Origin of the sequence: Roseovarius sp. AK1035 (assembly GCF_003288315.1) — a bacterium.
GTDB classification, from domain to species: Bacteria; Pseudomonadota; Alphaproteobacteria; order Rhodobacterales; family Rhodobacteraceae; genus Roseovarius; species Roseovarius mucosus_A.
Genome location: NZ_CP030099.1, coordinates 2,428,555 through 2,453,253, shown reverse-complemented (window position 1 = coordinate 2,453,253; position 24,699 = coordinate 2,428,555). Strand labels below are relative to the sequence as shown.

Sequence of the window (24,699 nt, the reverse complement as noted above, 5' to 3'; positions counted from 1 at the left end):
ATGTCGGGTCATGACAAAACCGCTGCACATCTTCCGCGCTGGCCGCCACACCGCCCAATCCGGGCAGAGCTTCGAGTTTTCCGAAGCCGAGGTCGAGGGCATTGCCACCGCCTATGATCCCGCCCTCCATGAGGCCCCCATCGTCGTGGGCCATCCTCGCACCGATGCCCCGGCTTACGGCTGGGTCAAACGCTTGCGCGCCGAAGGGGCCGAGCTTTTTGCCGAGCCTGACCAGGTGGAGCCGGCCTTCGCTGAGATGGTGCGCGCGGGCCGCTTCAAGCGGATCAGCGCCTCGTTCTATCCTCCCCAGTCAGCGGCAAACCCGACCCCCGGCACCTATTACCTGAAGCACGTGGGGTTTCTGGGCGCACAGCCCCCCGCCGTGAAGGGCCTCAAGGCGGCCGAGTTCGCCGAGGACGCCGAGACTGTGACCCTCGAGATCGCCTTCTCGGAAGAGGACGCGCCCGCCGCCAGTTTCGCGGACACCCTGAAGGGCGCGATTGCCGCAGTCCTGTCCTGGGCACGCACCCCCGCAGGCCAAGAGGCACTCCGCGGCGCCGCAGGCGCACCCGAGACCGACCAAACCCCATTCGCCGAACCCCAAAAAGGAGAAACCGATATGTCCGGTAAGGACACGCAAACCCCCGAAGACCGCCAAGCCGCGCTCGATGCGCGCGCGGCCGCGCTTGAGGCTAAGGAAACCGCCTTCGCCGAGGCCCTGAGCAAGACGCGCCGCGACGAGGATGCCGCCCTGGTCGAAGCCCTGGTCAAGGACGGGCGCATCGCGCCGGGTCTCAAGGACGAGATGGCCGCGTTCATGGAAAGCCTAGACGCGCAAGACGAGGTGGCCTTTGCCGAAGGCAAAAGCGCCAGCCCGCGCGCGTGGTTCCGCGACCTGCTCTCCAAACAGACCAAGCCGCTGATCGATTTCAGCGAGCGGGCGGGCGGGGCCACCCCGCCGCTGGTCAAAGGGTCAGACGACATCACCGCCGCCGCCAAGCGTCTGATCAAGGACGCGGAGGCCGAGGGCCGCACGCTGAGCTTTGCCGAGGCCGCGCGCCAGATCGAGGAAACCATGGAGAGCGACAATGGCTAACCCCGGAATGTTCATCAAATCCTACACCGCCGAGGCGGCGGTGCCCGGTCGCCGGATCGTCAAGTTCGGTGCCGCAGGCGGTATCCTTGTGGCCGCCTCCGCGACCAATCTCGCGATTGGCATCTCGGACCAGCTCGACGCAAAGCCGGGCGACCTTCAGGACGTGATCATGTCCGGCTCGGCCGAGCTCGAGCTTGCAGGCACGGTTGCCGCCGGTGTGCCCATCGCGTCGGACGCCTCGGGCCTTGGCGTGGCCGCCGCTGCCGGGGCTGGAAACATCGCCATCGGCTACGCGCTGCAGGCGGGCGTGGCTGGCGACATCATCGACGTGGCGATTGCCCGTCACTCTGTCACCTGATCTTTAGGAGCGCTGATCCATGAGCACCCCCACCCCCTTTGTCGTCGATCCGGTTTTGACCGCCATCGCCGTCAACTACCGCAACCCCGATATCTCCTTCATCGCCGATCAGGTCATGCCGCGCGTGCCGGTCATGGGCATGGATTTCAAATGGACGTATTATCCGCCCGAGCAGATGTTCACCGTGCCCAATACGGAAGTGGGTCGCAAAGGTCTGGTCCAACAGGTCGAGTTCACCGGCGAAGAAAAGACCTCCTCGGTCAAGGACTACGGTCTCGACGACGTGGTGCCGCAGCGTGACATCGAGGCCGCCCGCAGCTTGCGCGCCGCAGGCAACTCCGCCTTCGATCCCGAGGCGCGCGCCGTCGAGGGCCTCACCCATCTGATCCAGCTCGACCGCGAAAAGCGCGTGGCCGCCATGGTGCAGGATGCGGCCAATTATGACGCCGACAAGAAGGTGGTGCTTTCTGGGGCGGGCCAGTTCAGCGATCCCACCTCTGACCCCATCGGTGTGATCTCTGCCGCCCTTGATGCCACGTTCATCATGCGCCCCAACGTGGCCGCCATGGGGCGCAAGGCCTGGACGGCGCTCTCGACCCATCCCGATATCCTGAAGGCCATCAACCGGACCTCGGGCGACAAGGGCCGTGCCAGCCGCGAGGCGGTGGCCGAGCTCTTCGAGCTGTCGGAAATCCTCGTGGGCGACAGCTATATCAACGCCGCCCGCAAAGGGCAGACGGCGGCCTTCGAAAAGGTCTGGGGCGGTAATATCGCCCTCCTTCACCGCAACACACAGGCCGGTCCCGATGGCACCGCCCCCGCATGGGGCTGGACCGCGCAATTCGACGGCCGCGTCTCGGGGCGTTTCTTCGACCCCAAGGTCGGCCTCAAAGGGGCAACCACCCTGCGTGTGGGCGAGCAGCTGAGCGAAGTCATCGCAGCTCCGGCCACCGGCTATCTGATCGAGGACGCAGCATGAGCTATCTCATCAAACGCACCGTGATCGGGGCCTCGCGTCTCGAGGAAGGATCGACCCACCCCGCGCAAGAGATCGGAAGCGCGGCGCAGATCGCGCGCCTTCTGGCCTTGGGCGCAATCGAAGAGACCGACGGCGGGGCTGACACCGCGCCGCCGCCTGTCCTCGACGATGCGCTGCGCGCGGCCTTGACCAATGCCATCAACGCCCTGCCGGACGACGCCTTCGACAAGAGCGGCAAGCCACGCGTCAAGGCGCTGCAGGACGCAGCCCCGGGCCTCGGGGACCAGATTACCGCTGGTGTGCGCGACGCGGTCTGGGCCGAGATGCAGGCCGCCGCTGGCGCGGGTTCCTGAGAATACCCGCCTGAGGCGTGACAGCCGGGAGAGACCGGCACCCCTACACCCAAGCCGGAGGCAGACATGCCCTATCTCACTTTACAGGATATGATCGACCGCTATGGCGAAGGCTTCCTCGCCGAGGTCACGGCGCGGGACGCAGCGCCCGGCGTCGTGGATATGGGCGTTCTGCAAGTGGCCATCGACGATGCGGTGTCTGTCACTGAAAGCTATGTCGCGGGGCTCTATAACGCCGACACCCCGCCGCGCGCGCTCACGATGCACGCCGCCTCGATTGCCTGGCATCGCCTTCTGGGCGCGCGGGCCGCCGCCTATGACGGGGCCAAGGAAGGCTATGACGCGGCCCTCAACTTCTTGCGCGAAGTGCGCCGGGGCGAGGCCTCGCTGGGCGATGAGACGCCCGCCGATACCGGCCCCGGCAATCCCCAGCTCCCGCAGATCAGCGCGCCGCAGGCCACCTTCAGCCGCGACAGCCTCAAGGGGTTCTGAGATGGTCACCCTCACCGTCAGCCTCGACAGTCTCGACTTTGACAGCGCCGTCGCCAATGGCCTGCGCCAGTTGTCTGACCTCACCCCTTTGATGCGCCGCATCGGCACCGTTCTGGAAACCTCCGTCTCCGAGCGGTTCGAGAAGAGTGAAGGTCCCGGTGGCATCGTTTGGCCCATTTCGCACCGCGCGCGCGAATCCGGCGGCAAGACGCTGGTCGACAGCACACGCCTGCGCGACAGCATCGTCACAGAGGCCGATAGCTTTTCCGCGCGCATCGGCACCAACGTGCCCTATGCCGCCACGCATCAATTCGGCGCGTTCATCGAGCCGACCGGCACAGACGCCGCCGCAAAGCTGGCCTTCACCCTGCCCAATGGCCAATTCATCATGGTTGACCAGGTCGAGATCCCGGCCCGGCCATTCCTTGGCTTTGACGACAAGGACGAGACGAACATCGTCGACACAGTCGAGACCTTTCTGCGCGAGGTCTTCGCATGACCATCAACGATATCATGACCCGGATCGAGGCGCAGGTGCCCGAGCTTGCAGGCCGGATCGACGGCGGTCGCGCCTTTGTCGATCTGATCCGCTCCAAGAAGCTGCCCGCACAATCGGTCGCGGCCTATGTCTTTCCCTCCGGCATTCAGGGCAGCCGCCCCGACGCCGCCTCGGGCGTCTTCAGCCAGATGCTGACCCACCGCACGAGCGTGGTGATCTTCGCGCAGAGCTTTGATCGCACCGGGGCCGCCTCCCTCGACAAGATCGACCAGTTCCTGATGCGCGTGGTGCGCGCCTTGGCGGGCTGGGCACCGGGCGACGAGGTCGGCGTCTTCCGGTTCGAGCGCGGGCATCTCGTGTCCAGCGGGGCCGGTGTGCTCGCCTATCAGCTCGATTTTTCCATCGACGATCAACTGAGGATCTTCTCATGACCAATCTCCCCACCTCCGGCGGGTCTTACACCCGCGACGACAAGGGCGCGCTGAAACGCGCCGAGGCCGCGCTCAAGCCCACACCCGCCCCGAAACCCGAGAAAAAGGACGCTGACAAATGAGCCTGCTCTGGAGACGCAAGGTCTTGCTCGCAAAGCTCGAGACCACCTATGGCACCGATGCTGCCCCCACCGGCGGCGACGCAATCCTCGCCAACGATGTGCGCCTGTCGCCCATGCAGGGTCAGGACCTCGACCGCAATCTCGACACGCCGCATGGCGGCCCCACTGGCACGATCCCGGTCGACCTGCACCGCACTATTTCCTTCAAGGTCGAACTGGCAGGCTCCGGCACCGCCGGGACCGCGCCCCGTTGGGGATGCCTCTTACGCGCCTGCGGCTGCGCCGAAACCGTGACGGCGGCCACCTCCGTGGTCTACAACCGCGTCTATTCGAGCCTCGAGAGCGTCACGCTCCACCTAAATATCGGCGGCACGCTCTATGCCATGGTCGGCGTGCGCGGCACCGCCGCCTTTGACGTCTCGGCCTCGGGTATTCCCTATATCGAGTTCGAGTTCACGGCCCTCTACGTGGCCCCGGCCGACGTGGTCCAGCCGACCCCGGACTTTTCCGGCATTCCCGATCCGTTGGCCGCCTCCACTACCAACACGCCGGTCTTCACAATTGGCGGCACCGCGCTGGTGATGCGCAATTTCAAGCTGACGCTCGCCAACCGCATCGAGCCGCAGTTTCTGATCGGCGAGGAGGAAGTGATCCTCGACGGGCACGAGAACACCATCGAGGCGCGGGTGCGCGCCGTGGCGCTGGCCACGTTCGACCCCTTCGTCATGGCCGCGACCCAAGCCAAGGTGCCGGTCGAGATCGAGCACGGCAAGACCGTCGGAAACATCGTCAACATCGCGGCCCCCAATGCGCAGATGCAGCGCCCTGAAGGTCTCGAGGACGGACAGGGTCGCAAGGAATGGCCGCTGCGGCTTGTGCCGCTGCCCACCACCTCCACCGCTGCCGACCAATGGGTGATGACCCTCACCTGAGCCGGTTCAACGCCCCCTTCAACACCCCTTTGAAAGAGAGATCACGCCCATGTTCAAGATCGACCAAACCCCCACCTTCACCCACCGCGTCGAGATCAAGGTGCCCTCCGACGGCGGCCACGAGGTGCAGGATATGCAGGTCACGTTCCGCGTGCTGCCCGACGCGGAGGTCGAAGGCTTCGACATGCGCACAGCGCGCGGCGAGCGGGAGTTTCTGGGGGCCGTGGTTCAAGACTTTGACGACGTCGAGGACGAACAGGGCAAGAAGCTGCCTTTTAGCCACGCCCTGCGCGACCGGTTGATTGGTCTCGCTTACGTCCGCGTGGCGATGATCAACGCCTATTACGCGGCCCTCATGGGGAAGCGGGTAAAAAACTGAAATGGGCCGGGCGGGCATGGGCGCGCGGCGACCTGATCGACGATGACGAGGGGCGCGACCATGACGACGAGGCGGCCTTCTGGGGGATCGACCCGGGCCAGCTCAGTCGTGATCCGTCCGGCCCCGGCTCTGGTGTTTGGCCGCATAATGTCCCTGCCGTGCGCGCCTTCCTCGCAGTCTGCAACCAATGGCGCACCGTCTCGGCCGGGCTCGCAGGGTTCCGCGTGGTGGGCCTCGATTACACGGCGGCGCGGGCGGGGCTGCGCATGAGCGGCGTTCGGATCACGCCCGAGCTTTGGGCCGAGGTGCAGGTGATCGAAGGCGCGGCCGTGGCCGCGATGCGGGAGAGCTGAGATGACATTGCGTGTCCACGGCGAAATCCTGATGGACGCCGATCAGGCGAAGGCGGAGCTGCAGGCCACCGGCACTGCCGCCAAAGGGACTGCCCGGGATATACGCGCCTTGGGCAATGAGGCCAGCGGCATCGGCCAAGGCTTCAACATTCTGGCGCGCACGACGAAGTCCGCGCAAGAGAGTATGAATGTGTTTGTCCAAGAACAGGATCGGCTGCGCACGCAGTTTGACCCTTTGTTCGCGGCGAGCAAACGCTATGAAACGGCGCTCGAACAACTCAATGCAGCTCAAAGGGTCGGCGCGCTCACGTCGCGGCAGTATGACGCCGCTCTAGATAGCCTGAATGCCGATTTTGCGCGCTATACGGGGGCGACCCGGCAATTGGCGGGAGCCAACCGGCTCGCCGCTGGGTCGATGGGCAATCTCGTCTCGCAGGGCAATGACGTGCTTGTCATGTTGGCCGCCGGGCAGAACCCGTTTCAGCTCGCCATCCAGCAAGGCACCCAGATCACGCAAGTGATTGGCCCCCTCGGGGCGGCAGGCGCATTCCGGGCGCTTGGCGGCGCTGTCCTGTCGATGCTGAGCCCGATCAATCTGATCACCATCGGCGCGCTGGCGGCAACGGCGGCCTTGGTCAACTGGTTCTCCTCTGCCACTGGCGAGGGCGAGAGCTTTGCCGATACGATCGAGGCACTCGAGACCCGCATCGACAGCCTGCGCGACAAGATCGCCGAGGCCTCGGCCACCCGGCTCGAATTGGCCGAGCGCTTTGGCGAAGGCTTCGTCGAGCGCGCGCAAGATATTCTCGACCGGATCGTTGAAGCCGAAAAGCGCGCGGCCGCCCGCGAGACGGGAGAGAATATCGGCGGGTTCCTGAGTGAGACCGGCGTGGATTTTGGGCGCATCAATCGCAACCGCACGCTCCTTCCGCAGTCGATCGACGGCGGGCTTGAAGTGGCCGAAGGGCAGGCGCTCTCTACCCTCGCTTCCGAATTTGACCTGAGCGGCCTCTTCGGGCGGATACGTGCCGGGGGCCGCGCGCTTGTCCAGGACGTGCTCGACGATTTTGCAACCCTTGAAGAAGCGGCCCAAGGCACGGTCGAAGAACAAGCTGCCGCCGTTGATGCGCTGATTGAAAGCTACACGCGCGCAGCACAGGCCTCGGGCGGTCTTTCCGAGACGGAGGAAGCCCGGCTTCTGACGCTGGATCAGATGCGCGCCCGGTTAGCCGAGGTCGCCGAGCTTCAAAAGCAAGACCCGGCGCAAAGCCGAGAAGACGAAACCTTGGTCAGGCGGTTGAGGCTCCTCACCGAAGCGGCCCTTGCACGCTCCAAGGCGGACGATGCCGCGCGCGCTGAGTTAGCGACGATGCAGGAGCAGAACGCCCTCGCCCAAGCCATTGCCCAATTCGGAGCGGACAGTGCAACGGCGACACGTCTGCGCGCGCAATTTGCGCTCGACGCCAAGCTCGAAGAGATCGAGGCAAAAGACGCAAGCGATGAGAACAAAAACGCCCTGCGCGAGGCGGCACAAGCCGCATTCGAGATCGCCACGAGCGACATTTCCGGCGGCATCCGCGCGGCCGCCGACGAGGCCTCGCGCCTTGCGGCCGAAGTGCGCGGCGCGGTCGACGCGGTAGCTGACCTGCAGGCCCAAGGCGAAGTTGGGCTGGAGAACGCCCGCATCCGGGCAGAGTTCCGCGATGATCCAGTGGGCCGCGCCGGGGCCTTGGCAGGCGCGCGATTCGACCGGGAAACCGCCGTCATAAGAGGCGAGGCCAGCGGGGATCTGGCAACGGTCGACGCCCTCAACGCGCGCCGGGACGCCGTGATCGAACTGGCACGGGAAACCGCGCGTCTCAATGAACTCGCCCGGCCCGTGCGCTCCACCGGCGGCGCACGGGCCGGATCGACCAACGAGACCCTGCGCGAACAACAGGCGCTCGACCGGCTGATCGAGAGCAAGCGGCGCGAGATCGAGGCCCTGCGCGAGAGCGATCCGGTGCAGCGTGAATTGATCCGCCTGCGCGAACGCCTGACCGCCGCGACGCCAAAGCAGCGCGAAGAGATCGAGAAGCTGGTCGAGGCACATGAAGCCGAGCGCGTCGCCATGGAGCGCAAAGAGGAATTCGGCCGCGCCGTGGATGACGTACTGCTCGAGGCCGAAAGCCTACGGGACGTCTGGGAGGGGATCGGTGACATGATCATCCGCGCGGCCAAGGAAGCTCTGATCCTCGGGTCAGGCCCCTTGGGCGGGCTTTTTGGCGGCAGCGGTCTTCTAAGCGGAATTTTCGGCGGTGGTGGTGGACTTGGTGACCTCTTCGATCTCTTTTCCGGCGGCTCGCTGCTCTCCTTTGCCCATGGCGGCCTGCCCGCCGCCGCCCTGCCCGGTTTCGCCACCGGCGGCGATCCTCTTGTCACCCGCCCCGGCATCCTTCTGGGCGCAGGTACAGGCCGGGGTGACAAGATCCCCGCCTTTGTCAGCGCGGGGGAATTCATCATGACGGCCGAGGCCACGGCGCGCAACCGCGCGGTGCTCGAGGCCATGAACGCAGGTGCCATCATCCCGGGCTTTGCCGGGGGCGGCCTGCCCCTGCCCGCGCAGGCTGGGGGCACCGCCGGGGCGGCGGGAAGCTCGGGCGCGCAGGGCAATGGCGTCACGCGACTGCGCATCGAGCCGTCGGAGCTTTTCCGCGTTGTGGCCGAAGAGCGCGCGCGCGACGTGGCCATCGAGGTGGTTGACGATTTCTCGGCGCAACAACTGCCGGGCCGGGTCGAGGCGATCCGGCGCGATCCATTGGGGAGAGGATGATGGCGGTTCAGGATTGGCCCCTTCCGGTCTCGGGCTTTTTCGACCTTCTGGGCATCGAGGAGGCCACGTTTTTCCTCAGCGGCGAGAGCACTAATTCGGTCACCGCCGGGGGCGAGGTGATCGTGCACCGCCGTGGCACGCGGCTCTGGCAAGGCGAGGTTGTGTTGGGTAAATCAGAGCCTGAGGCGATTGCCGCGCAGGATACGTTGATCGAAAGTTTGCTCGAGCCGGGCGCGTCCTTCATGGTCTACGACCGCCGCCAGTTTGCGCCGCAAGACCCCGCCTATCCGGCGGGCGTCAACTGGGCCGCACAACCCGTTACGATCAAGAGCCTGATCCCCGGCAATCGGGAACTGAGCCTTCAGGGCCTGCCGCCAAACTTTACCCTGCGGCGGGGGCAAAAGATCGGGTTTCAATATCTGGCAAACCCCGTGCGCTTTGCCGTCCACCGGATCATGAACGCTACGGTCACGGCGGATAGTACCGGAGCCACGGCCCCGTTCGAGGTCACGCCCTTTCTGCGGCCCGGCGTGGTCGTGGGGGCCTCTGTCATCCTTGACCGGCCTCAGCTGCGGGCCAAGCTGCTCTCCTTCAAACCGGGACCGGGTCGCTCGAGCCTCACCCAAGGCGGCAGCTTCACCTGGCAACAGACACTGGGGGGCGGCGTATGAGCTTCGACCTTGCCCAGACGGATCAGTTCGACGAGCGCAACGGCACCGATGCCCATATCCTCGTTCTGATCGAGCCGCGCGACCGGGTCACGGGTGAGATCGTGCCCATGGGCCTCTGGACCGGGGACGATCACCAGACCTTTGCCGTCGACGGCGAAACCCATCTTTTCCTCGGCGCGGGTAATGTGATCGAGGTGCCGCCGATCCGCGCAGGCATCGGCCTCGAGGTGCGCCGCCACCGCGTGATCCTGCCGCCCATGACCGATGCCGCAAAGCTGGCGCTGCAGGTTTATCAGGCGGCGCAAGCCCGGGTGCGCGTCTGGTCGCAGCCCCTCGATATCTACACTGGCGCGCCGCTCGGGACCCCACATCGCGTGATCAAGGGGCGGCTCGAGACGGCACCCGAGACACTGGCCAAGCTCGGCGATCAATCGCGCACAGAGCTGGTGATTTCCTCGGCCACGCGCCCGCTCACCTTCCGCCAGCCGCTCTTCAAATCCGATGCCGCACAGCGGCTGCGCGACCCCTCCGACCGCTTCCGCGAACATGCCGCCAGCATCGCCGACCGCCCGATCCCATGGGGTCAAGAAACGGTTGTGACCGAGCAGCCGCCCCCCTTCATACGCGAAAACGACCCGAACGACCGCAAATGATGACACGCGAACATACCCTGCGGCAATTCTTGGACGCGCGGCGCGCAGAGCCGTTCCGCCCGAGCCTGTCCGACTGCGCCATGTTCGCAGCCGACTGGATTGTAGAGCTAACCGGCTCCGATCCGGCGGCGCCATGGCGCGGCCGCTACAACTCATTGGACGAGGGTCGAGCGCTCTTGGCGCGCGACGGCTTTGCCTCCCCCGCCGAGGTTCTTGCCTCGATCCTCGTCAAGAACGCGGGCTGGATGCAGGCGCAGACCGGCGACGTCGCCGTCCTGATCGAGGCAGATGAGGAGGCCATGGGCATCGTCGGCGGTGGGCATATCCATGTGCTGCGCCCCATGCGGGGCTTGGGCGCGGTGCCGCTTGATCGCGCCATCAGGATTTACCGGCCATGAGACTGCTCGCATGGGTCACGGCATTCCTACTGGCCTCCGCCGCCCCGGCCTCGGCCGGGCCAGTGGCTGCCGCCGTAGCGGCCGTCTTTGCCGGGATTACAGTCAAAGCTGTTGCCCTCTTTGCCCTGCGCCTCTTTGCCGGTATCGGCCTATCGATCCTGCAACAGCGCCGCGCCCGGCGCGGGCGCAACACGGCCTTCGGGTTGCAAGTGACCGCCACCACGCGCGGCGAGCTGGAGAGCGAGACGACCATTGTCGGCCTCTACGCCACCAAGGGACATCTAATCTACCACAACAGCCATGGCCCCAATAACAAGTATTACCAGACCGTGATCGAGCTGGGCGGCCTGCCCGGTGCTGCCTTCAGCCGCGTGATGGTGGACAGCGTCTATTCCGAGCTGGGTGAGGAGGCGCATCCCGACTACGGCTTCCCGCTCATCGCCAAGCGCGACCTCGGCCGAGATTATGCCTGGATCAAAGTCTATGACGGCACTCAAACCGCCGCCGATCCGATGCTGGTTGCGAACTATGCCGAGGACCCCGAGACGCCCTGGACCGAGGCCCATATTGGGCGGGGCATTCCTTACGCCATTCTCACGATGGAGGTGAGTTCAAAGGTCTGGCCCAATGGCGCGCCAGAGCAACGCTACGAAGAAAACGGCGTGCCCTATTACGACCTGCGCCGCGACAGCACCGCCGGGGGCACTGGGCCGCATCGATGGAACGATCCCACCACTTGGGAGCCCTCGCGCAACCCGGTGGTCCAGATCTACAACATCCTGCGCGGCATTGACCTTTATGACGGCTCGATCTGGGGCGGCGAGGCCGAGGCCGAAGACCTGCCCGGCTGGAACTGGGTGCCTGCCATGAATGCCTGCGACGTCGACCTTGGCGAGCGCCGGAAATACGAAGCGGGCTATGAGATCAAATTCGCCGAGGACACGCCCGGCGAGATAATCGACGAGCTGCTCGCCGCCTGCAATGGCCAGATCGCCGAGTTCGGGGGCTTTTTCTATATTCAGGTCGACGCCCCCGATATCCCCGTGGCCAGCATCACCGACGACGATCTTCTGGTGACCGATGCCGCGACTAAGGACCCCTTCCCCGAACTGCTCGAGATCTTCAACCGCGTCACGGCAAAATACGTCTCGCCCGGCGCGCTCTGGAATGGCGTGCCCCTCAATCAGATCCGCAATGCCGGCTGGGAGGCCGAAGACGGCATCGCACGGAACTTCGAGCTCGATCTTCCAGCCGTTTATAACCCGGGGCAGGCCGGGCAATTGGCGCAAGCCATGCTCAACGATCATCGCCGCTGGCGGCGTCACGCCTGGCCGCTGCCACCGGATTATTCCGGGTTGCGCCCGCTCAATACCGTCTCGGTGACGAGCGCGTGGAATGACTATGCGAACAAGCTCTTTGAAGTCACCGAGATCGTGCTCGACCTGCACCGTTTGACGGTCGTGGCCTCCCTGCGCGAGCGCGACCCGGAGGATTTCGAAATCGACGGGGCGTATGAGATCCCTGACCGCAGCTCGATCCTGCCCCGCCCCGTGCCCACCGACGCGGGCCTGCCCTTCTTTGACGCCGCCGCGCACATTGTTACCAATGCCGAAGGCACCCGCGCCCATGCCGCCGTCGACGTTTTTTGGGACGCCTCAGGTATTGCCGAGACCATCAAGGGCATCGCTATCGAGTGCCAAAAGCGCGATACCCAAGAAGAGGTCTGGAGTGGCACCGTGCTCGACGTCGAGCGGGGCCTTGCGACCATTCAGCCCGTGCCAGCCCTCACCGACCTGCGGGTCCGGGCCAAGGCCCTCTACGACAATCGCCGGGGGCTTTGGAGCGCGTGGATTTGGGTCACAACCGACGACGTGCGTTTGAGCGGCGCTGATCTTGATCCGGCGCTCACCACCGTGACCGTTCCAACAGGGCTGGCTCTAGCAACGGTGCTGGTCGCCGACGCCCTCTCGGGGGTGTCTGCAGTCTGGGGTGCTGTTGCGAATGCGGTCAGTTACGAGGTGGGGGTCACCACGGGCGGCGTCGAGACGATCTTTCCGGCTGGCGGGACCGCGTGGTCGCGCGACGGCGTGCCGGGCACGGTGTTCTCAATCCGCGTGCGCGCGGTGTCGGCGATTGGCACCAAGTCGGCCTGGTCCGCCCCGGTCGGCATCACGGCTGCCGTGGATACGATCCCGCCTGCCGTCCCAAGCGGCCTCGCCGCAGTGGGGCTGTTCGAGGCCATCTGGCTCAAATGGACGGCCAATACGGAGAGCGATGTCAGCCGCTATGAAATCGTCGAGCGGGTCTCCACAACCGGCCCCGGTGTCAGCACGGTGCCGACCTACATCACCACCACACCGCAGTTCATTTCTCAGGATTTGACGAGCGGCGAGACCCTGAACTATTGGGTGCGCGCCGTCGACACCTCGGGCAATAAATCGGGCTGGTCCGCCCGTGTGACGGCCACCGCGCGCGCGACCGGCGACGTGATCACGCAAGAGACCCTGCAAGGGCTGATCGACGCGACCTCCTTTGCGGCGGGACTGGAGCCGATCACGGTTGTGGCCTCCCTGCCCGCGGTCAAATCAACCGAGCTGGTCGCCTTTGGCGGCAAAATCTATCGCTGGAATGGCACAGCTTATGTCGCCTCGGTCGCGAGCACCGACGTGGTGGGGCAATTCACGGCCGCCTCCATCGCGGCAGGCGCCATTGGTGCGGATCAATTGGCGGCGAAATCGGTGCGCGCCGGGGCTATGGCTATCGGATCATTCGACAACCTCAACTTCGACGCCGATTTCGAAGACCCAAGTGCATGGAGCACACCGGGACTGGGCACGCTTAGCTGGCAGGCGTCGAACTCCTCCACCAGCTGGGGCTCTAGCAACCTGGCCAGGCTCGGCGGGCTGGGCACCAATTTCACCGTGTCCACAAGCCGGTTCATTTTCGATCTGGATCTCGCGGGTGAAAGCATTTTCTTCAGCTACTTCGCCCGGATCATCTCCGGCACCGGCACTGTTTATGCCGATCTTCAACTATCCAAGAACCCAACATTCACTGGCACTGCAAATGTAGATTACACTTTTCGAAACATCGGGGCTGTTACGACGACCTCCATCACAAAGCTTGAGGGCGTCATAACGGTTCCGCCGGGATACCGGTACGCACGTTTCCGGCTGATCAAGGGCAATAACGAAACGACCGATTGTTTTATTGGCGGTCTCTATGCACGGCGAATGAACGCCGGAAAGCTGACCGTAGACGGGTCATTGCAAGCCCGGCACATCGACGTCAACGATCTGGTGGTGGCGGGTCTGGCGACGGTCAACACGGCCTATATCAACAGTGCGAACATCATTGACCTGAACGCGGAGAAACTGGTCGCAGGGTCGATCACAACGCCGAAGATCAACGGCCGCGCCATCACCGATCCCTCGACCTTCTTTGAGAACTACGGCGGCGGCACCAAGACACCGGCCACCGCGCCCAGCTGGAACAACGCCACGTCTTTCTCGGTCAGCGTGCCGGACAGCGGCTCGATCCTGATGATCGATTGTCACGTCAACTGGCTCCTCAACGGCGGTTCGACAGTCGCGCCCTGGGGGCTGCGGTTGCTGCTCAACGGCACGCCATTTGACTCGATGGGCGGTTCTCTCTTTCAGGAGATCGTGCCGTTTCGACGAGCAATGGCGGTAGGTACCGGAACGCAGACCGTCGTCCTTCAGTGCCAGCGCGGGTCCAGTGCCTCCTTCCAGATCCAGAACATCCACTCCGTCGCCACCATTCTCAAGAGGTGAACATGCGATATTCCGGCCTGACCTATGACCCTGCAACCGGCATGATCACCGGACGGATGGAGGCGGACGTCGCCACCGTCATGGCCAATGTCGGACCCGAGCGCGGGTTTCTGGCGGGTACGCTGGCCGATCCAGCGACCCATTACGTGGCGACCGATCCGATCCGCACAGCCTCAAGGCCCGAAGTGCCAGTGCCGGGTGCCGTTCAGCCGGTGGGCTGGACCTATACCCTGTCGGATCTGCCTGCGGGCTCTCTGGTCACGGTCCGCAACGAGGCGGGGGATGAGCTCATGATCACCGACCTGTCGGAGCCTCTGACACTGCTCGACGCGGGCCTCTATCACCTCGCGGTCGCGCCGCCCTTCCCATGGGTGGGCTTTGGAATTGAAGTGGAGCTGCGCGATGCCTGAGTTCCGGCAAAATACCCCACGCGCCCGCGTGCTCCGTGAAGAGGCCGTGCGCGCCGAGGCCGCGCGCCGGCTGGCAGTTGTCGCGGGCGCGTATACCCCCGAGGAGCGTGAGACTTGGCCCATTCAGATCGCCGAGGCTGAGGCGTATTTGGCCGACCCCACGGCCAGCGTGCCGATGTTGACTGCCCTGGGCGTCCCGCGTGGCTTGGAGGTCAGCCAGATGGCCATGCGCGTCCTGACCCTGCGCGACGAGATGAAGGTAGCCGTGGGTGCAATCCTCGCCGCACAGGCCGCGCTCTTGGCCATGGACCCGGTCCCGCCGGATTATGCCGCAGACCGCTGGTGGCCCTTATAGGCCTGCCTCCATGGGGGCCTCGGGACGCAGGGAGGGCGCGTCCCGAGGCACGGGGATGCAAAACGCAGGGCCCCGCCGACCAACACAACAAATCATCGCCCCAAGCTCGGAGGAGAGCCGCGGCACCAATGGGCGATTCTGAGGTCAGGGTCGAGGTCTGCGAGGCCGCATAAGGCCTCACTCCCGTTCACATCCCGGCGAGATAGGCGTGTCTCCGGCGGCCCGCTCAGAGATTGGCAGCGTCAAAGGGGTCGAACAGCGCAAGGGGCCGTGGGACCCTCGGAAATCCTTCATCTGGAATGGCCGATTGCCCCGCGCGAAACTGGCAAACCACACCGGCCGCTGGCCCCACTGTGGCGCTTGAGAGAGGCCCTAGGGCACGGGGACACGTCGCAAAACATTCCCCCGCCGACCACACAGACCTCATGGCCGCTCCCTGCCCCAAGGGGGCGGTGATCTTATGAGGTGATTCTAAGTGGAAGATCTAGAAGCCCGTTGCTGCGCATGTGGCCGTTTGTTATTCAAGTTTTCGAGAGGCGCGCGGATATCCGGCATCTCGATCAAGTGCCCAAGATGCCGGGCCATGAACACACCGAGGCCAAGAGCCCTTCCCCCAAAGCGCGATGCGCTAAGAGAAGGAGCCAAACTTGGCCAGATCGTCCACCCTCCCGAAACCTGAGCTGCCGCCCGGTGCGCCGGGCCTGCCCAAGGGCACCCGCTACCGGCGGCAATATGGCGTCATTGTCCTCCTCGAGGACGAGGCCGCCCAAGTAGATGCCTTTGGCCGGTTGCGTCGCCAAGGCTTCAAATGCCGCGTGGTGGTGACATGAAACTCGCCATTCACCACGCCAGCCCCATCCCCGATACCTACCGCGCCGCCCGGGTCTCCAGCCTCTTCAACGTCGAGGGCGACGCGGATTTCCGCATCGAGGTCGAGGCCGATCTCTTGGCCCGCCCGTGGCAGATCGGCCTCATCGTCGGCCCCTCGGGCAGCGGCAAATCCTCGCTCGCCCGCGCGGCCTTTGGCGCACAGCTTGATCCGCGCCCCTGGCCCGAGGGCGCTCTGATCGACGCGATTGATCCCGAGGGGGAATTTGATGCCGTGGCGGCCGCCCTTTCCGCCGTGGGCCTTGGAACGGTACCAAGCTGGCTGCGACCCTTCCGCCACCTCTCCACCGGCGAGCAGTTCCGCGCCGAGCTCGCGCGCATTCTGGCCGAGCGGCCGAGCTTTGCCATTCTCGACGAGTTCACCTCGACCATCGACCGGCGCGTGGCCCAGATCGGGGCGGCCGCTTTTGCCAAGGCGTGGCGGCGCGGCACCGGCCAGTTCGTCGCCGTCACCTGTCACGAGGACGTCGTGTCCTGGTTGCAGCCCGATTGGGTGATCGACACCCGCCGCGCCGAGTTTCGCTGGAGGCGTCTTCGACGGGCACCGCGCATTGCCATGGACATTCACCAGACAGACGGCTCCTTCTGGCCCGCCTTTGAGCCGCATCACTACCTGAAGCTGCCCCGCATGATCGCGGCCAATTACTACGTGGGCTTCGTCGACGGCGCACCCGTGGCGCATCTTGCCGTCTCGACCCGGCCGGGGCTGGTCGAGGGGCGCGCCTGCCGCCTCGTCGTCATGCCCGAATGGCAGGGCGCGGGGCTGGGCCTGCGGTTTCTCAACGAGGTCTGCGCCCTCTGGCGGCGCGGCGTGAACCGCTACGACAAACCGATGCCGACGCTCTTTCACACCTCGCACCCCGGCCTCGCCGCAGCGCTGCGCCGCGATCCCCTCTGGGCGCAGGTCTCGGCCATCCTTTATGCCGAGTCCAAAGAGCGCAGCATGAAGACCCTCGCCGCCGCCCGCGCGCGCAAAGGGCTCAAACCCGCCGGGACCGGCTACGGCGGGCATTTTCGCGCCGTGCAGGGGTTTCGGTATGTGGAGTAAAGCGGGCGTTTAGCGGGGTGTTGAAGGGGTGTTAAACTCGCTCCTCACATTTCCTTAGCTAAACATAGGTTTCAGCGCGCTGCTATAGGTCAACCAGGAGGCAGATTGCGAAGAGCATTTGGCACGAAGAGCGGAAAGCGGAAGTTCGCTGCGCTTCGCATGAATGACCGACAGTTGGATTAGCTGTCATTCCAATGACGCCGGGTCCGAACGAATGGAGCGTGGCCAGCACACCTCGCCGACTTGCCCGAAACCACACAAACCCACGTTGTCGCGCATAGGACGCAGACATCCAGAGGAAAATCGCTTGATCTTGTAGCCTCGTCAGAGGAACCTGCCGTATGAACCCGGACCAGTTGGCGAATGTCGGGTGAAAGGACGAGACTTGATTTGTAGATTTGAAGAGATTGATGAAAATGAAAAGCGTCGCTTGTGCGACTTCATGCTTGCTCAACGCGTTTCCTTGTTCCTTGGCTCCGGCGTAAGTCTTGACTCCATAGGACCGGACGGAGAAATGTTCTCGGCAGGTAGATTGCGCGAGGAGCTGGTCGCTCTGAACAAGCTCCCATCAAACGCGACACTGCAAAAAGCTTACTCTGCCTTGAGTGATGAGCAAGTTGAGAAGCACATTACTCAGCATTACACATGTACAGAACCCGGTCCAACAATAGTACGTTTGGCGAAGCAGCCATGGCGAAGGATATACTCCCTAAACGTGGACAACTGCTTCGAGAGCGCGTTTGCGTCAGTTGTGGAGGCGCATGAGTTCTCATCTAGCTCAACCGAAACGATCAATTTCGACGACGGCTTCACGGAACTTCTTTCGGACAAACGCGCGTCAATCATCCATCTTCATGGATGTGTGGACCGCGCAGAGACGGGTTACGTCTTTAGCCAGAATGAATACGCCAAATCAATAACGCGCCCGAATTCCTGGATGTTGACGCTAAGTCAGTTGATTCGCACGGAGACATTTATTGTTGCCGGCACTTCTTTTGATGAAATCGATGTAGAGTATTATCTCGAGCAAAGAAGTCAAAAGACGATTCGTGGTGATATTCCGCCAAGTGTCTTGATTGAGCCTTATCCCACCAAGCTTACCGAAATGCTATGTGAGAACCACCAGTTCTGCCTTTTTGAGGGAACAGTTCTGGATTTCTTTTCGCGAATTGAGAGCATAGATGATCGTCTCCGTATGCCCTGGCTTGACAACGAAAGCGACGGGTTGTCGGGGTTAGATTTGTCAGAATCAGAACGGTTGAGATTTTCTGCTAATTTCCATCGACCACCTGATGACCCGCAGAAAATACCGAATCCTGGGCGGTTCCTTCTCGGCGCAGAGTTGGATTGGTCGATGCTTGCCGCCAACTCAGATATTTCCAGAGAAGCTTTTTCAGAAGTTAGGCGGGATGTGGTGATTGCTGCGGACGATCCACAACTCAAGCTAATACTGCTTGTGGATGAACCGGGAAGTGGAAAGACGGCATTCCTGAAACGTCTCGCTTTTGACCTTTCCAGAGGGTCAGATGAGGTTTTCTGGTATGATGGCTTAGGCCTCGAGCTGGAGCCAAGAGAGATTGCAAGCATTCTTAATGGAATCAGTGGCCGAATTTTTGTCTTTGTTGACAATTTTGCAGACTGCCTGAATTCGATTTCTCTAATACTTGGGAAGATTGAGAAGCCAGATATTCTTTTTGTATGTTGTGAGCGGAACTACCGTTTAAAGTACATTCAGAATGCTTTCACTGGCTTCGATTATCCTACGATTTCGGACAGGCTGAAACTGACGAGAGGCGAAGCTAGGGCGCTCAGGGCGGCCAACGAGGAGCATGGTTTATCCACAATACCAGAAACCTCGGAGAACTTTTACCTTGGGCAAGTTGTTGGCGGAACGATGGCCGAAGCAAACTGCAGGATTCAGAACAACTTCAAGACGCTAGATCGTATTGTACAAGACCTAAGGAGCGAGTGCGATCAGGATGAGGGGTTTGCTTACTTGCTCGTAGCTCTAGCGAGGTTCTGCTATGCGAATGGTGTGCGGCGCAGTGTTCTATCGACAGTTTCAGTTCCAGATGCCGTGGAGCACTTGCTGTCAGATCAGTCTTCTTTACCGCTTTCTTACTCCGATCTTGGAAATTCGTTTGTTGTCCCTAAACAGGCTATAGTCGGGGACCGCTTTCTGGATCTCACACGGCGCAATTGGCATCGCCAGCTATTTGAGGCCTTCCTAGAACTGGCCAAGAGCGTCGCGCCTAGAGTGAATGCCAAGACGATCAAGCACAAGACCCCCGAGGCACAGCTACTCGGAAGGTTGATGGATTATGATAACAACGTAAGGGACTACATTGATGAATACGCAGAGGAGTATTACGCAGGTTTAAAACCTATGTGTGATTGGAACGCCCGGTATTGGGAGCAACTTGCCCTCTTGAAGCTCGATCGCTTCTATAGCTCGCCGGAGGATAGCCTTCTACTCGAGGAGAGTATACAGCATGCGCGTTCGGCCATTTCGGCAGAAGTACATCCTTTCTCTCTGTCTACACTGGCTAAGGTTTTGTTCCAAGCAATGGAGAAATCACAGAAAAATCGTGATCAATACTTTTCTGAGGCGTGGCAGAATGTTGTTGATGCCAACGTGCGTGAATCTCGGTGGTCAAACCGAGGGGCAACGCTTTTCACAATCGCCTTTGGAGGTGTGCTTAAGTTTCTTGAAATGGGTGGGCAACTCTCGGGCGAGCAAAGCGAGTATCTTCGCGACATGATCGCGGAGACGCGAACTCTGAAAATCGCTGATAAGAGATTGATTGGGGTGCGCTCTAAGTTAGAGGAAGCGCTTGGATGAACCAAGATGAGGTGGCGAGAGCTCGGATCACCAGCGATGATCGCGGCACCGAGGCCATTAACAATCAATCGGCAACAACCTTCTTGGAAAGCAAGATTGAGCCTCTAAAGGTGAACCGGGATAGCCACTATGCTGCGTGCGAGTCGCTCCAAAGAACGCATACTTGGCTTGGCGTTGTCGTTGTGGCGCTCTCTACCATCTCGCTGGGTTTTACTTTTGGTGGTGGAGAGTTGCTGGGCGACTTGGAGAACTACTTTTTAGGCGGGACTTCCGTTGCAGTTGGAATTCTGGCGGGTATACAAACGTTTTCAAATTTCTCAGGGCGAGCATCGGAACATCAGGGCGCAGCAGTTGCATACGGTGCGTTACTTCGAGAACTAGAATTCAGAGTGTCTGGGGCGATCAGCGAGGGAGACAACCTCAATCAACTACCGAAATTAATGGATCGGTGGTTGAAAATATCGGAGATGGCGCCTTTGACGAAGTCGTCACTTCGAAGGAAGAATGGCGATCCGTGACTGTGTTTCCTTTCTCTGGGACTACCCCATCCACGCTGACCGGATCACGCTCCCGGCCTCGGCACCCGGCGCGCGTCGGCACCGACGCAATCCCCTCCACATACCTGCTCTGCCTGAGCCCCATGTTGATGAGCCCGTGCAGAGCGGCGCGGGTGTAGACGAAGGTGTAGAGGGCCGCTTTGCGTTCGCCGTCGCTCTTTGGCTTGCAGGAGCGGACCGGGCGGCCGCGCTCGAAGCGGCTGAGAGCACCTCGTCACACCCGTTTAGCCCGAAGCAGCCGTTCGCTTCGCCTAAGCACAATGTCGGCTTCGGGCCGGACGTGACAGTCGCCATTTTCAAAAATCGGTTGCTGTAAACTTCACTGTAATTCACTGCAAACTTCGCTGTCACGCTACAGTCACGCTACAACAACCGTCAGGCAACACTGGCCTTTGCAATAGTTCTGAAATAGTTGTTAATTAAACAGCCGTTCATTTCAGCGCAGAGGAGCCGCCGATGGATTTCGCCCTTACCGAGGAACAGACCGCCATTTTCGACATGGCGCACGCCTTTGGACAGGACCGCATCGCGCCCCATGCCCGCGACTGGGAGCGGGCGGGCACCATCCCCAAGGAGCTTTGGCCGGAAATCGCCGCCCTTGGCTTTGGCGGCCTCTATGTGAGCGAGGAGGCGGGCGGCTCTGGCCTTACGCGCCTTGAGGCAACGCTGGTGTTCGAAGCGCTCTCGATGGCCTGCCCTTCGGTTGCGGCGTTCCTGTCGATCCACAATATGTGCGCCAAGATGATCGACAAATTCGGCTCTGACGCGATGAAGGCGCGCGTTCTGCCCCGCGCCCTGACCATGGAAACCGTGCTGTCCTATTGTCTGACCGAGCCCGGTTCCGGCTCTGACGCCGCCGCCCTCAAGACCCGCGCCGAGCGCACCAATGCGGGCTACACCCTCAACGGCACCAAGGCCTTCATCTCGGGCGGCGGTTATTCCGACGCCTATATCGTCATGGTCCGCACCGGCGGCGATGGCCCCAAGGGCATCTCGACCGTCTATGTCGAGGCGGGCACAGAGGGCCTCAGCTATGGCGGGCTCGAGGATAAAATGGGCTGGCGCAGCCAACCCACCCGGCAGGTACAGTTTGACAATTGCAACATTTCTGCCGAGAATTTGGTGGGTGAAGACGGGAAAGGTTTCACTTATGCGATGAACGGCCTTGACGGTGGCCGTCTCAACATTGCCGCCTGTTCCTTGGGCGCAGCCCAGCAGGGCCTCACCCAAACCCTCGCCTATATGGCCGAGCGCCGCGCCTTCGGCAAACCGATCGACCAGTTTCAAGCGCTGCAATTCCGCCTTGCCGATATGGAAATCGAGCTTCAGGCTGCCCGCACCTTTCTGCGCCAGGCGGCGTGGAAGCTTGACAATGACGCCCCCGATGCCACGAAATTCTGCGCCATGGCCAAGAAATTCGTCACCGAAACCGGCAGCCGCGTGGTCAACCAATGCCTGCAACTGCATGGCGGCTACGGCTATCTCGCCGATTACGGGATCGAAAAACTGGTCCGTGACCTGCGCGTGCATGAAATCCTTGAAGGCACCAACGAGATCATGCGCCTGATCGTGGCGCGGCAGATGCTGGCGGGCCAATGACCGCCGACATCCACATCCGCAAAGAGGGGCGCGCCGGGCGCATCACCCTCACCCGCCCCAAGGCGCTGAATGCGCTGAGTTACGAGATGGCCATGGCCATCGAGGCGGCGCTGGAGGACTGGCGCACTGACGATGACGTGGCCCTGATCCTGATCGACGCCGAAGGGGACAAGGCGTTTTGCGCCGGCGGCGACATTCAGCAGCTTTATGACACCGGGCGCGCGGGCGATTACGATTATGGCCGTCGCTTCTGGGCCGATGAATACCGCCTGAATGCCAAGATCGCAGGCTATCCCAAACCCTACATCGCGTTCATGCAGGGGTTTGTCATGGGCGGCGGCGTGGGCATTTCCTGTCACGGGTCGCACCGCATCACCTGCGAAAGCACGCAAATCGCCATGCCCGAATGCGGCATCGGCCTTGTGCCCGATGTCGGCGGCTCGCTGATCCTGGCCCGCGCGCCGGGGCGCTTGGGCGAATACCTTGGCACCACCGGCACACGCATGCGGCCGGATGACGCGATTTACGCAGGCTTCGCTGATACTTACGTGCCACAGCTCATGTGGCCCACCCTCATCGCAAAACTGATCGAGACCGGCGACCCAAGCCTCATCACCGACCATGCGCAAACGCCGCCCCCCGGCCCCCTGCGCGCCCTCACCCCGCAGATCACCCAGCATTTCAGCGGCGAGACGCTGCGCGACATCCTCAACGCGCTACGCGCCGAGGACAGCGATTTTGCCCGCGACACGGTAAAATCCCTCAGCCGCAATTCCCCCCTCTCGATGGCCTGCACCATCGAGATGATCCACCGTCTGCGCGGCCCCGCGGCCGATATCGGGCGCGCCCTTGGCCTTGAATACCGTTTCACCTATCGTGCCATGGAACAGGGCGATTTCCTAGAAGGCATCCGCGCCGCGATCATCGACAAGGACAGAAAACCACATTGGAAACATGGGCTTGACAGCTTGCCGGGCAGTGCCGTGGCGCAGATGCTGCAACCCTTGGGCAAAGACGCCCTGACGCTGGAGGAGGCAAAGACATGAAAATCGGGTTTATCGGGCTGGGCAATATGGGCGCGCCGATGGCGGCCAATCTCGCCAAGGCCGGGCATGACGTCACCGGCTATGACATGGCAGCGGTACAGATCGACGGCGTCACCATGGCCGCCAGCGCCACCGAGGCCGCGCGCGGTGCGGACGTGGTCATCACCATGCTGCCCAATGGCTCCATCCTGCGCAAGGTCGCGTCCGAGGTGATCCCGGCCATGACCCCCGGTGCCGTGCTGCTTGACTGCTCGACCGTCGATGTCGCCAGCGCCCGCGATGTGGCGGCAGAGGCGCAGGCGGCGGGTCTCTCAGCCCTCGATGCGCCCGTGTCGGGTGGCGTCGGCGGAGCCACCGCCGGCACGCTCACCTTCATGGTGGGCGGCGACGAAACAGGCTTTAACATCGCCCGCGAACTCTTTGACATCATGGGGCAAAAAGCGGTGCATTGTGGCCCCTCCGGCAATGGGCAGGCCGCCAAAATCTGCAACAACATGATCCTTGGCGTGACCATGATCGCCACCTGCGAGGCTTTTGCCTTGGCCGATAAACTGGGCCTCGACCGGCAGGCGATGTTTGATGTGGTCTCAACCTCCTCGGGCTACTCATGGTCGATGAATGCCTATTGCCCGGCCCCCGGCGTTGGCCCCAAATCGCCCGCCGACAATGAGTACAAGCCGGGCTTTGCCGCCGATCTCATGCTCAAGGATCTGCGCCTCTCGCAACAGGCGGCAGAGGCGGCTGATGCCGACACCCCCATGGGCCGCGCCGCCTGCGATCTTTACGCGCAATTCGTGGAAGCCGAAGATGGCAAGGGCCGCGATTTCTCGGCCATGCTGCCCCGGTTCGAGAAACGCGGGCGCGGCTGATGCCGTGGGTGGCGCGCGCACCCGGCCTGCCCGTGCTCGAGCCAGAGGCGCGCGCCATTCTCGACCGCCTGACGCCGATGACCGCGCCAGCGGGCACCGTGCTTTTTCACCCCGGCGATACGGTCAAGGGCTTTGTCATCATGCTCTCGGGCCGGGTCGAGGTCTATCTGACCGGCGCGTCGGGCCGAGAGCTGCTGCTCTACGCCGTCGAGCCGGGCCAAAGCTGCGTGCAATCCACCCTTGGCCTGATGGGCGGTGACGCCTATTCCGGCGAGGCGATCACCCGCGCCCCCTCCGAACTCGTACTCGTCCCCCGCGATACGTTCTTGCACCTGATGGACCTCTCCGACAGCTTTCGGCATTTCGTCTTCGCCGCCTTCGCGCAACGCCTGCAATCCATGATGCACCTGCTCGACCGCGTGGCCTTTCAGCGGATCGAAACCCGGCTTGCGCAATGCCTGCTCGACCGCGCCGAGAATGGCATCCTGCGCGCCACCCATGCTGAAATCGCCGTGATGATCGGCTCCGCTCGCGAAGTGGTCTCGCGCCGCCTTGATGCGCTGGCGCGGCGTGGCATCGTGACGATAGAGCGCGGGATGGTCCATATTCTCGACGCCGAAACCCTGTCCGAGATCGCCCAAAGCACCGAATGACCGCCCATGAGGCCAATCGCGCAACCCTCATAAGGCCAGCGCAATCTTGCCCCTTCCCCTTGCCCTCTGCTGCGATATGTTGCACGACGAGATCTGAGAAACGACCCGAT

At 62.8% G+C, this 24,699-nt stretch carries 27 protein-coding genes; all 27 read left to right on the top strand.

The features are described from left to right. Positions 1 to 10 precede the first annotated feature (10 nt). The 27 genes from RAK1035_RS11710 to RAK1035_RS11580 all read left to right on the top strand — a co-directional run bounded on the left by RAK1035_RS11710 (position 11) and on the right by RAK1035_RS11580 (position 24,589). Complete coding sequence (locus RAK1035_RS11710) at positions 11 to 1,096, top strand: hypothetical protein (RefSeq protein WP_008280201.1); 1,086 nt, start codon at positions 11 to 13, stop codon at positions 1,094 to 1,096. Then, a complete protein-coding gene (locus RAK1035_RS11705; RefSeq protein ID WP_008280200.1) occupies positions 1,089 to 1,454 on the top strand; it encodes a capsid cement protein in 366 nt (121 codons plus the stop codon). Before RAK1035_RS11710 ends, RAK1035_RS11705 begins: the two co-directional genes overlap by 8 nt. A gap of 19 nt (positions 1,455 to 1,473) precedes the next feature. Beyond that, positions 1,474 to 2,433 carry a hypothetical protein gene (locus RAK1035_RS11700; protein WP_008280199.1) on the top strand — a complete coding sequence of 320 codons (960 nt, stop codon included), beginning with the start codon at positions 1,474 to 1,476 and terminating at the stop codon, positions 2,431 to 2,433. Continuing rightward, positions 2,430 to 2,786 (top strand): hypothetical protein, encoded by a 357-nt coding sequence (locus RAK1035_RS11695; protein WP_008280198.1) that lies wholly within the window; start codon positions 2,430 to 2,432, stop codon positions 2,784 to 2,786. The genes RAK1035_RS11700 and RAK1035_RS11695 overlap by 4 nt, the downstream gene beginning before the upstream one ends. Positions 2,787 to 2,852: 66 nt before the next feature. Then, positions 2,853 to 3,278, top strand: a complete 426-nt coding sequence (locus tag RAK1035_RS11690) for a gp436 family protein (RefSeq protein ID WP_083803306.1) — start codon at positions 2,853 to 2,855, stop codon at positions 3,276 to 3,278. A 1-nt stretch (position 3,279) separates the two neighbouring features. After that, the gene (locus RAK1035_RS11685) at positions 3,280 to 3,777 is read left to right on the top strand and encodes a phage virion morphogenesis protein (protein ID WP_008280196.1); all 498 of its coding nucleotides are present in this window, start codon (positions 3,280 to 3,282) and stop codon (positions 3,775 to 3,777) included. After that, positions 3,774 to 4,208: a phage tail terminator protein gene (locus tag RAK1035_RS11680; RefSeq protein WP_008280195.1), complete on the top strand. Its 435-nt coding sequence runs from the start codon at positions 3,774 to 3,776 to the stop codon at positions 4,206 to 4,208. Before RAK1035_RS11685 ends, RAK1035_RS11680 begins: the two co-directional genes overlap by 4 nt. Next, the gene (locus RAK1035_RS20650) at positions 4,205 to 4,330 is read left to right on the top strand and encodes a hypothetical protein (protein WP_008280194.1); all 126 of its coding nucleotides are present in this window, start codon (positions 4,205 to 4,207) and stop codon (positions 4,328 to 4,330) included. The genes RAK1035_RS11680 and RAK1035_RS20650 overlap by 4 nt, the downstream gene beginning before the upstream one ends. Positions 4,331 to 4,353: 23 nt before the next feature. After that, complete coding sequence (locus RAK1035_RS11675) at positions 4,354 to 5,262, top strand: phage tail tube protein (protein ID WP_232279170.1); 909 nt, start codon at positions 4,354 to 4,356, stop codon at positions 5,260 to 5,262. A gap of 49 nt (positions 5,263 to 5,311) precedes the next feature. Further along, positions 5,312 to 5,641, top strand: a complete 330-nt coding sequence (locus RAK1035_RS11670) for a hypothetical protein (protein WP_008280192.1) — start codon at positions 5,312 to 5,314, stop codon at positions 5,639 to 5,641. 158 nt (positions 5,642 to 5,799) lie between these two features. Next, a complete protein-coding gene (locus RAK1035_RS11665) occupies positions 5,800 to 5,994 on the top strand; it encodes a DUF1799 domain-containing protein (RefSeq protein ID WP_008280191.1) in 195 nt (64 codons plus the stop codon). A 1-nt stretch (position 5,995) separates the two neighbouring features. Next, positions 5,996 to 8,806, top strand: coding sequence for a phage tail length tape measure family protein (locus RAK1035_RS11660; protein WP_232279169.1), 2,811 nt, complete (start codon positions 5,996 to 5,998; stop codon positions 8,804 to 8,806). Continuing rightward, positions 8,803 to 9,477 carry a hypothetical protein gene (locus RAK1035_RS11655; RefSeq protein ID WP_008280189.1) on the top strand — a complete coding sequence of 225 codons (675 nt, stop codon included), beginning with the start codon at positions 8,803 to 8,805 and terminating at the stop codon, positions 9,475 to 9,477. The genes RAK1035_RS11660 and RAK1035_RS11655 overlap by 4 nt, the downstream gene beginning before the upstream one ends. Continuing rightward, positions 9,474 to 10,130, top strand: coding sequence for a hypothetical protein (locus RAK1035_RS11650; protein ID WP_008280188.1), 657 nt, complete (start codon positions 9,474 to 9,476; stop codon positions 10,128 to 10,130). The genes RAK1035_RS11655 and RAK1035_RS11650 overlap by 4 nt, the downstream gene beginning before the upstream one ends. After that, positions 10,127 to 10,528, top strand: coding sequence for a DUF6950 family protein (locus RAK1035_RS11645; protein ID WP_008280187.1), 402 nt, complete (start codon positions 10,127 to 10,129; stop codon positions 10,526 to 10,528). The genes RAK1035_RS11650 and RAK1035_RS11645 overlap by 4 nt, the downstream gene beginning before the upstream one ends. Next, on the top strand, positions 10,525 to 14,322 hold the full coding sequence (locus RAK1035_RS11640; protein ID WP_008280186.1) for a phage tail protein: 3,798 nt from the start codon (positions 10,525 to 10,527) through the stop codon (positions 14,320 to 14,322). Before RAK1035_RS11645 ends, RAK1035_RS11640 begins: the two co-directional genes overlap by 4 nt. Positions 14,323 to 14,324: 2 nt before the next feature. Beyond that, on the top strand, positions 14,325 to 14,732 hold the full coding sequence (locus tag RAK1035_RS11635) for a hypothetical protein (protein ID WP_037297206.1): 408 nt from the start codon (positions 14,325 to 14,327) through the stop codon (positions 14,730 to 14,732). Continuing rightward, a complete protein-coding gene (locus tag RAK1035_RS11630; protein ID WP_008280184.1) occupies positions 14,725 to 15,087 on the top strand; it encodes a hypothetical protein in 363 nt (120 codons plus the stop codon). The genes RAK1035_RS11635 and RAK1035_RS11630 overlap by 8 nt, the downstream gene beginning before the upstream one ends. 475 nt (positions 15,088 to 15,562) lie before the next feature. Further along, positions 15,563 to 15,766, top strand: coding sequence for a Com family DNA-binding transcriptional regulator (locus RAK1035_RS20700; RefSeq protein ID WP_083803304.1), 204 nt, complete (start codon positions 15,563 to 15,565; stop codon positions 15,764 to 15,766). Next, positions 15,735 to 15,917, top strand: coding sequence for a hypothetical protein (locus RAK1035_RS11620; protein ID WP_008280183.1), 183 nt, complete (start codon positions 15,735 to 15,737; stop codon positions 15,915 to 15,917). Before RAK1035_RS20700 ends, RAK1035_RS11620 begins: the two co-directional genes overlap by 32 nt. Further along, positions 15,914 to 17,023, top strand: a complete 1,110-nt coding sequence (locus RAK1035_RS11615; RefSeq protein WP_008280182.1) for an ABC transporter ATP-binding protein — start codon at positions 15,914 to 15,916, stop codon at positions 17,021 to 17,023. The genes RAK1035_RS11620 and RAK1035_RS11615 overlap by 4 nt, the downstream gene beginning before the upstream one ends. A gap of 385 nt (positions 17,024 to 17,408) precedes the next feature. Then, a complete protein-coding gene (locus tag RAK1035_RS11610; protein ID WP_037297203.1) occupies positions 17,409 to 19,865 on the top strand; it encodes a P-loop NTPase in 2,457 nt (818 codons plus the stop codon). Then, positions 19,862 to 20,383 carry an SLATT domain-containing protein gene (locus RAK1035_RS11605; protein WP_008280180.1) on the top strand — a complete coding sequence of 174 codons (522 nt, stop codon included), beginning with the start codon at positions 19,862 to 19,864 and terminating at the stop codon, positions 20,381 to 20,383. The genes RAK1035_RS11610 and RAK1035_RS11605 overlap by 4 nt, the downstream gene beginning before the upstream one ends. 495 nt (positions 20,384 to 20,878) lie before the next feature. Beyond that, entirely contained in the window at positions 20,879 to 22,021 is a 1,143-nt protein-coding gene (locus tag RAK1035_RS11595; RefSeq protein ID WP_008280178.1) for an acyl-CoA dehydrogenase family protein, read from the top strand. Continuing rightward, the gene (locus tag RAK1035_RS11590) at positions 22,018 to 23,067 is read left to right on the top strand and encodes an enoyl-CoA hydratase/isomerase family protein (RefSeq protein WP_008280177.1); all 1,050 of its coding nucleotides are present in this window, start codon (positions 22,018 to 22,020) and stop codon (positions 23,065 to 23,067) included. Before RAK1035_RS11595 ends, RAK1035_RS11590 begins: the two co-directional genes overlap by 4 nt. Continuing rightward, positions 23,064 to 23,936 carry a 3-hydroxyisobutyrate dehydrogenase gene (mmsB, locus tag RAK1035_RS11585; protein ID WP_008280176.1) on the top strand — a complete coding sequence of 291 codons (873 nt, stop codon included), beginning with the start codon at positions 23,064 to 23,066 and terminating at the stop codon, positions 23,934 to 23,936. Before RAK1035_RS11590 ends, mmsB begins: the two co-directional genes overlap by 4 nt. Continuing rightward, positions 23,936 to 24,589, top strand: coding sequence for a Crp/Fnr family transcriptional regulator (locus tag RAK1035_RS11580; RefSeq protein ID WP_008280175.1), 654 nt, complete (start codon positions 23,936 to 23,938; stop codon positions 24,587 to 24,589). The genes mmsB and RAK1035_RS11580 overlap by 1 nt, the downstream gene beginning before the upstream one ends. The last annotated feature ends 110 nt before the right edge of the window (positions 24,590 to 24,699 follow it).

What these genes read in the sequence shown, in the direction of transcription:
- RAK1035_RS11590 (WP_008280177.1), top strand. Translation starts at nt 22,018, where the DNA reads ATGACCGCCGACATCCACATCCGCAAAGAGGGGCGCGCCGGGCGCATC.
- RAK1035_RS11595 (WP_008280178.1), top strand. Translation starts at nt 20,879, where the DNA reads ATGGATTTCGCCCTTACCGAGGAACAGACCGCCATTTTCGACATGGCG.
- RAK1035_RS11615 (WP_008280182.1), top strand. Translation starts at nt 15,914, where the DNA reads ATGAAACTCGCCATTCACCACGCCAGCCCCATCCCCGATACCTACCGC.
- RAK1035_RS11660 (WP_232279169.1), top strand. Translation starts at nt 5,996, where the DNA reads ATGACATTGCGTGTCCACGGCGAAATCCTGATGGACGCCGATCAGGCG.
- RAK1035_RS11650 (WP_008280188.1), top strand. Translation starts at nt 9,474, where the DNA reads ATGAGCTTCGACCTTGCCCAGACGGATCAGTTCGACGAGCGCAACGGC.
- RAK1035_RS11710 (WP_008280201.1), top strand. Translation starts at nt 11, where the DNA reads ATGACAAAACCGCTGCACATCTTCCGCGCTGGCCGCCACACCGCCCAA.
- RAK1035_RS11635 (WP_037297206.1), top strand. Translation starts at nt 14,325, where the DNA reads ATGCGATATTCCGGCCTGACCTATGACCCTGCAACCGGCATGATCACC.
- RAK1035_RS11685 (WP_008280196.1), top strand. Translation starts at nt 3,280, where the DNA reads ATGGTCACCCTCACCGTCAGCCTCGACAGTCTCGACTTTGACAGCGCC.
- RAK1035_RS11655 (WP_008280189.1), top strand. Translation starts at nt 8,803, where the DNA reads ATGATGGCGGTTCAGGATTGGCCCCTTCCGGTCTCGGGCTTTTTCGAC.
- RAK1035_RS11705 (WP_008280200.1), top strand. Translation starts at nt 1,089, where the DNA reads ATGGCTAACCCCGGAATGTTCATCAAATCCTACACCGCCGAGGCGGCG.
- RAK1035_RS11695 (WP_008280198.1), top strand. Translation starts at nt 2,430, where the DNA reads ATGAGCTATCTCATCAAACGCACCGTGATCGGGGCCTCGCGTCTCGAG.
- RAK1035_RS20650 (WP_008280194.1), top strand. Translation starts at nt 4,205, where the DNA reads ATGACCAATCTCCCCACCTCCGGCGGGTCTTACACCCGCGACGACAAG.
- RAK1035_RS11640 (WP_008280186.1), top strand. Translation starts at nt 10,525, where the DNA reads ATGAGACTGCTCGCATGGGTCACGGCATTCCTACTGGCCTCCGCCGCC.
- RAK1035_RS11605 (WP_008280180.1), top strand. Translation starts at nt 19,862, where the DNA reads ATGAACCAAGATGAGGTGGCGAGAGCTCGGATCACCAGCGATGATCGC.
- RAK1035_RS11700 (WP_008280199.1), top strand. Translation starts at nt 1,474, where the DNA reads ATGAGCACCCCCACCCCCTTTGTCGTCGATCCGGTTTTGACCGCCATC.
- RAK1035_RS11645 (WP_008280187.1), top strand. Translation starts at nt 10,127, where the DNA reads ATGATGACACGCGAACATACCCTGCGGCAATTCTTGGACGCGCGGCGC.
- RAK1035_RS11580 (WP_008280175.1), top strand. Translation starts at nt 23,936, where the DNA reads ATGCCGTGGGTGGCGCGCGCACCCGGCCTGCCCGTGCTCGAGCCAGAG.
- RAK1035_RS11630 (WP_008280184.1), top strand. Translation starts at nt 14,725, where the DNA reads ATGCCTGAGTTCCGGCAAAATACCCCACGCGCCCGCGTGCTCCGTGAA.
- RAK1035_RS11690 (WP_083803306.1), top strand. Translation starts at nt 2,853, where the DNA reads ATGCCCTATCTCACTTTACAGGATATGATCGACCGCTATGGCGAAGGC.
- mmsB (WP_008280176.1), top strand. Translation starts at nt 23,064, where the DNA reads ATGAAAATCGGGTTTATCGGGCTGGGCAATATGGGCGCGCCGATGGCG.
- RAK1035_RS11670 (WP_008280192.1), top strand. Translation starts at nt 5,312, where the DNA reads ATGTTCAAGATCGACCAAACCCCCACCTTCACCCACCGCGTCGAGATC.
- RAK1035_RS11680 (WP_008280195.1), top strand. Translation starts at nt 3,774, where the DNA reads ATGACCATCAACGATATCATGACCCGGATCGAGGCGCAGGTGCCCGAG.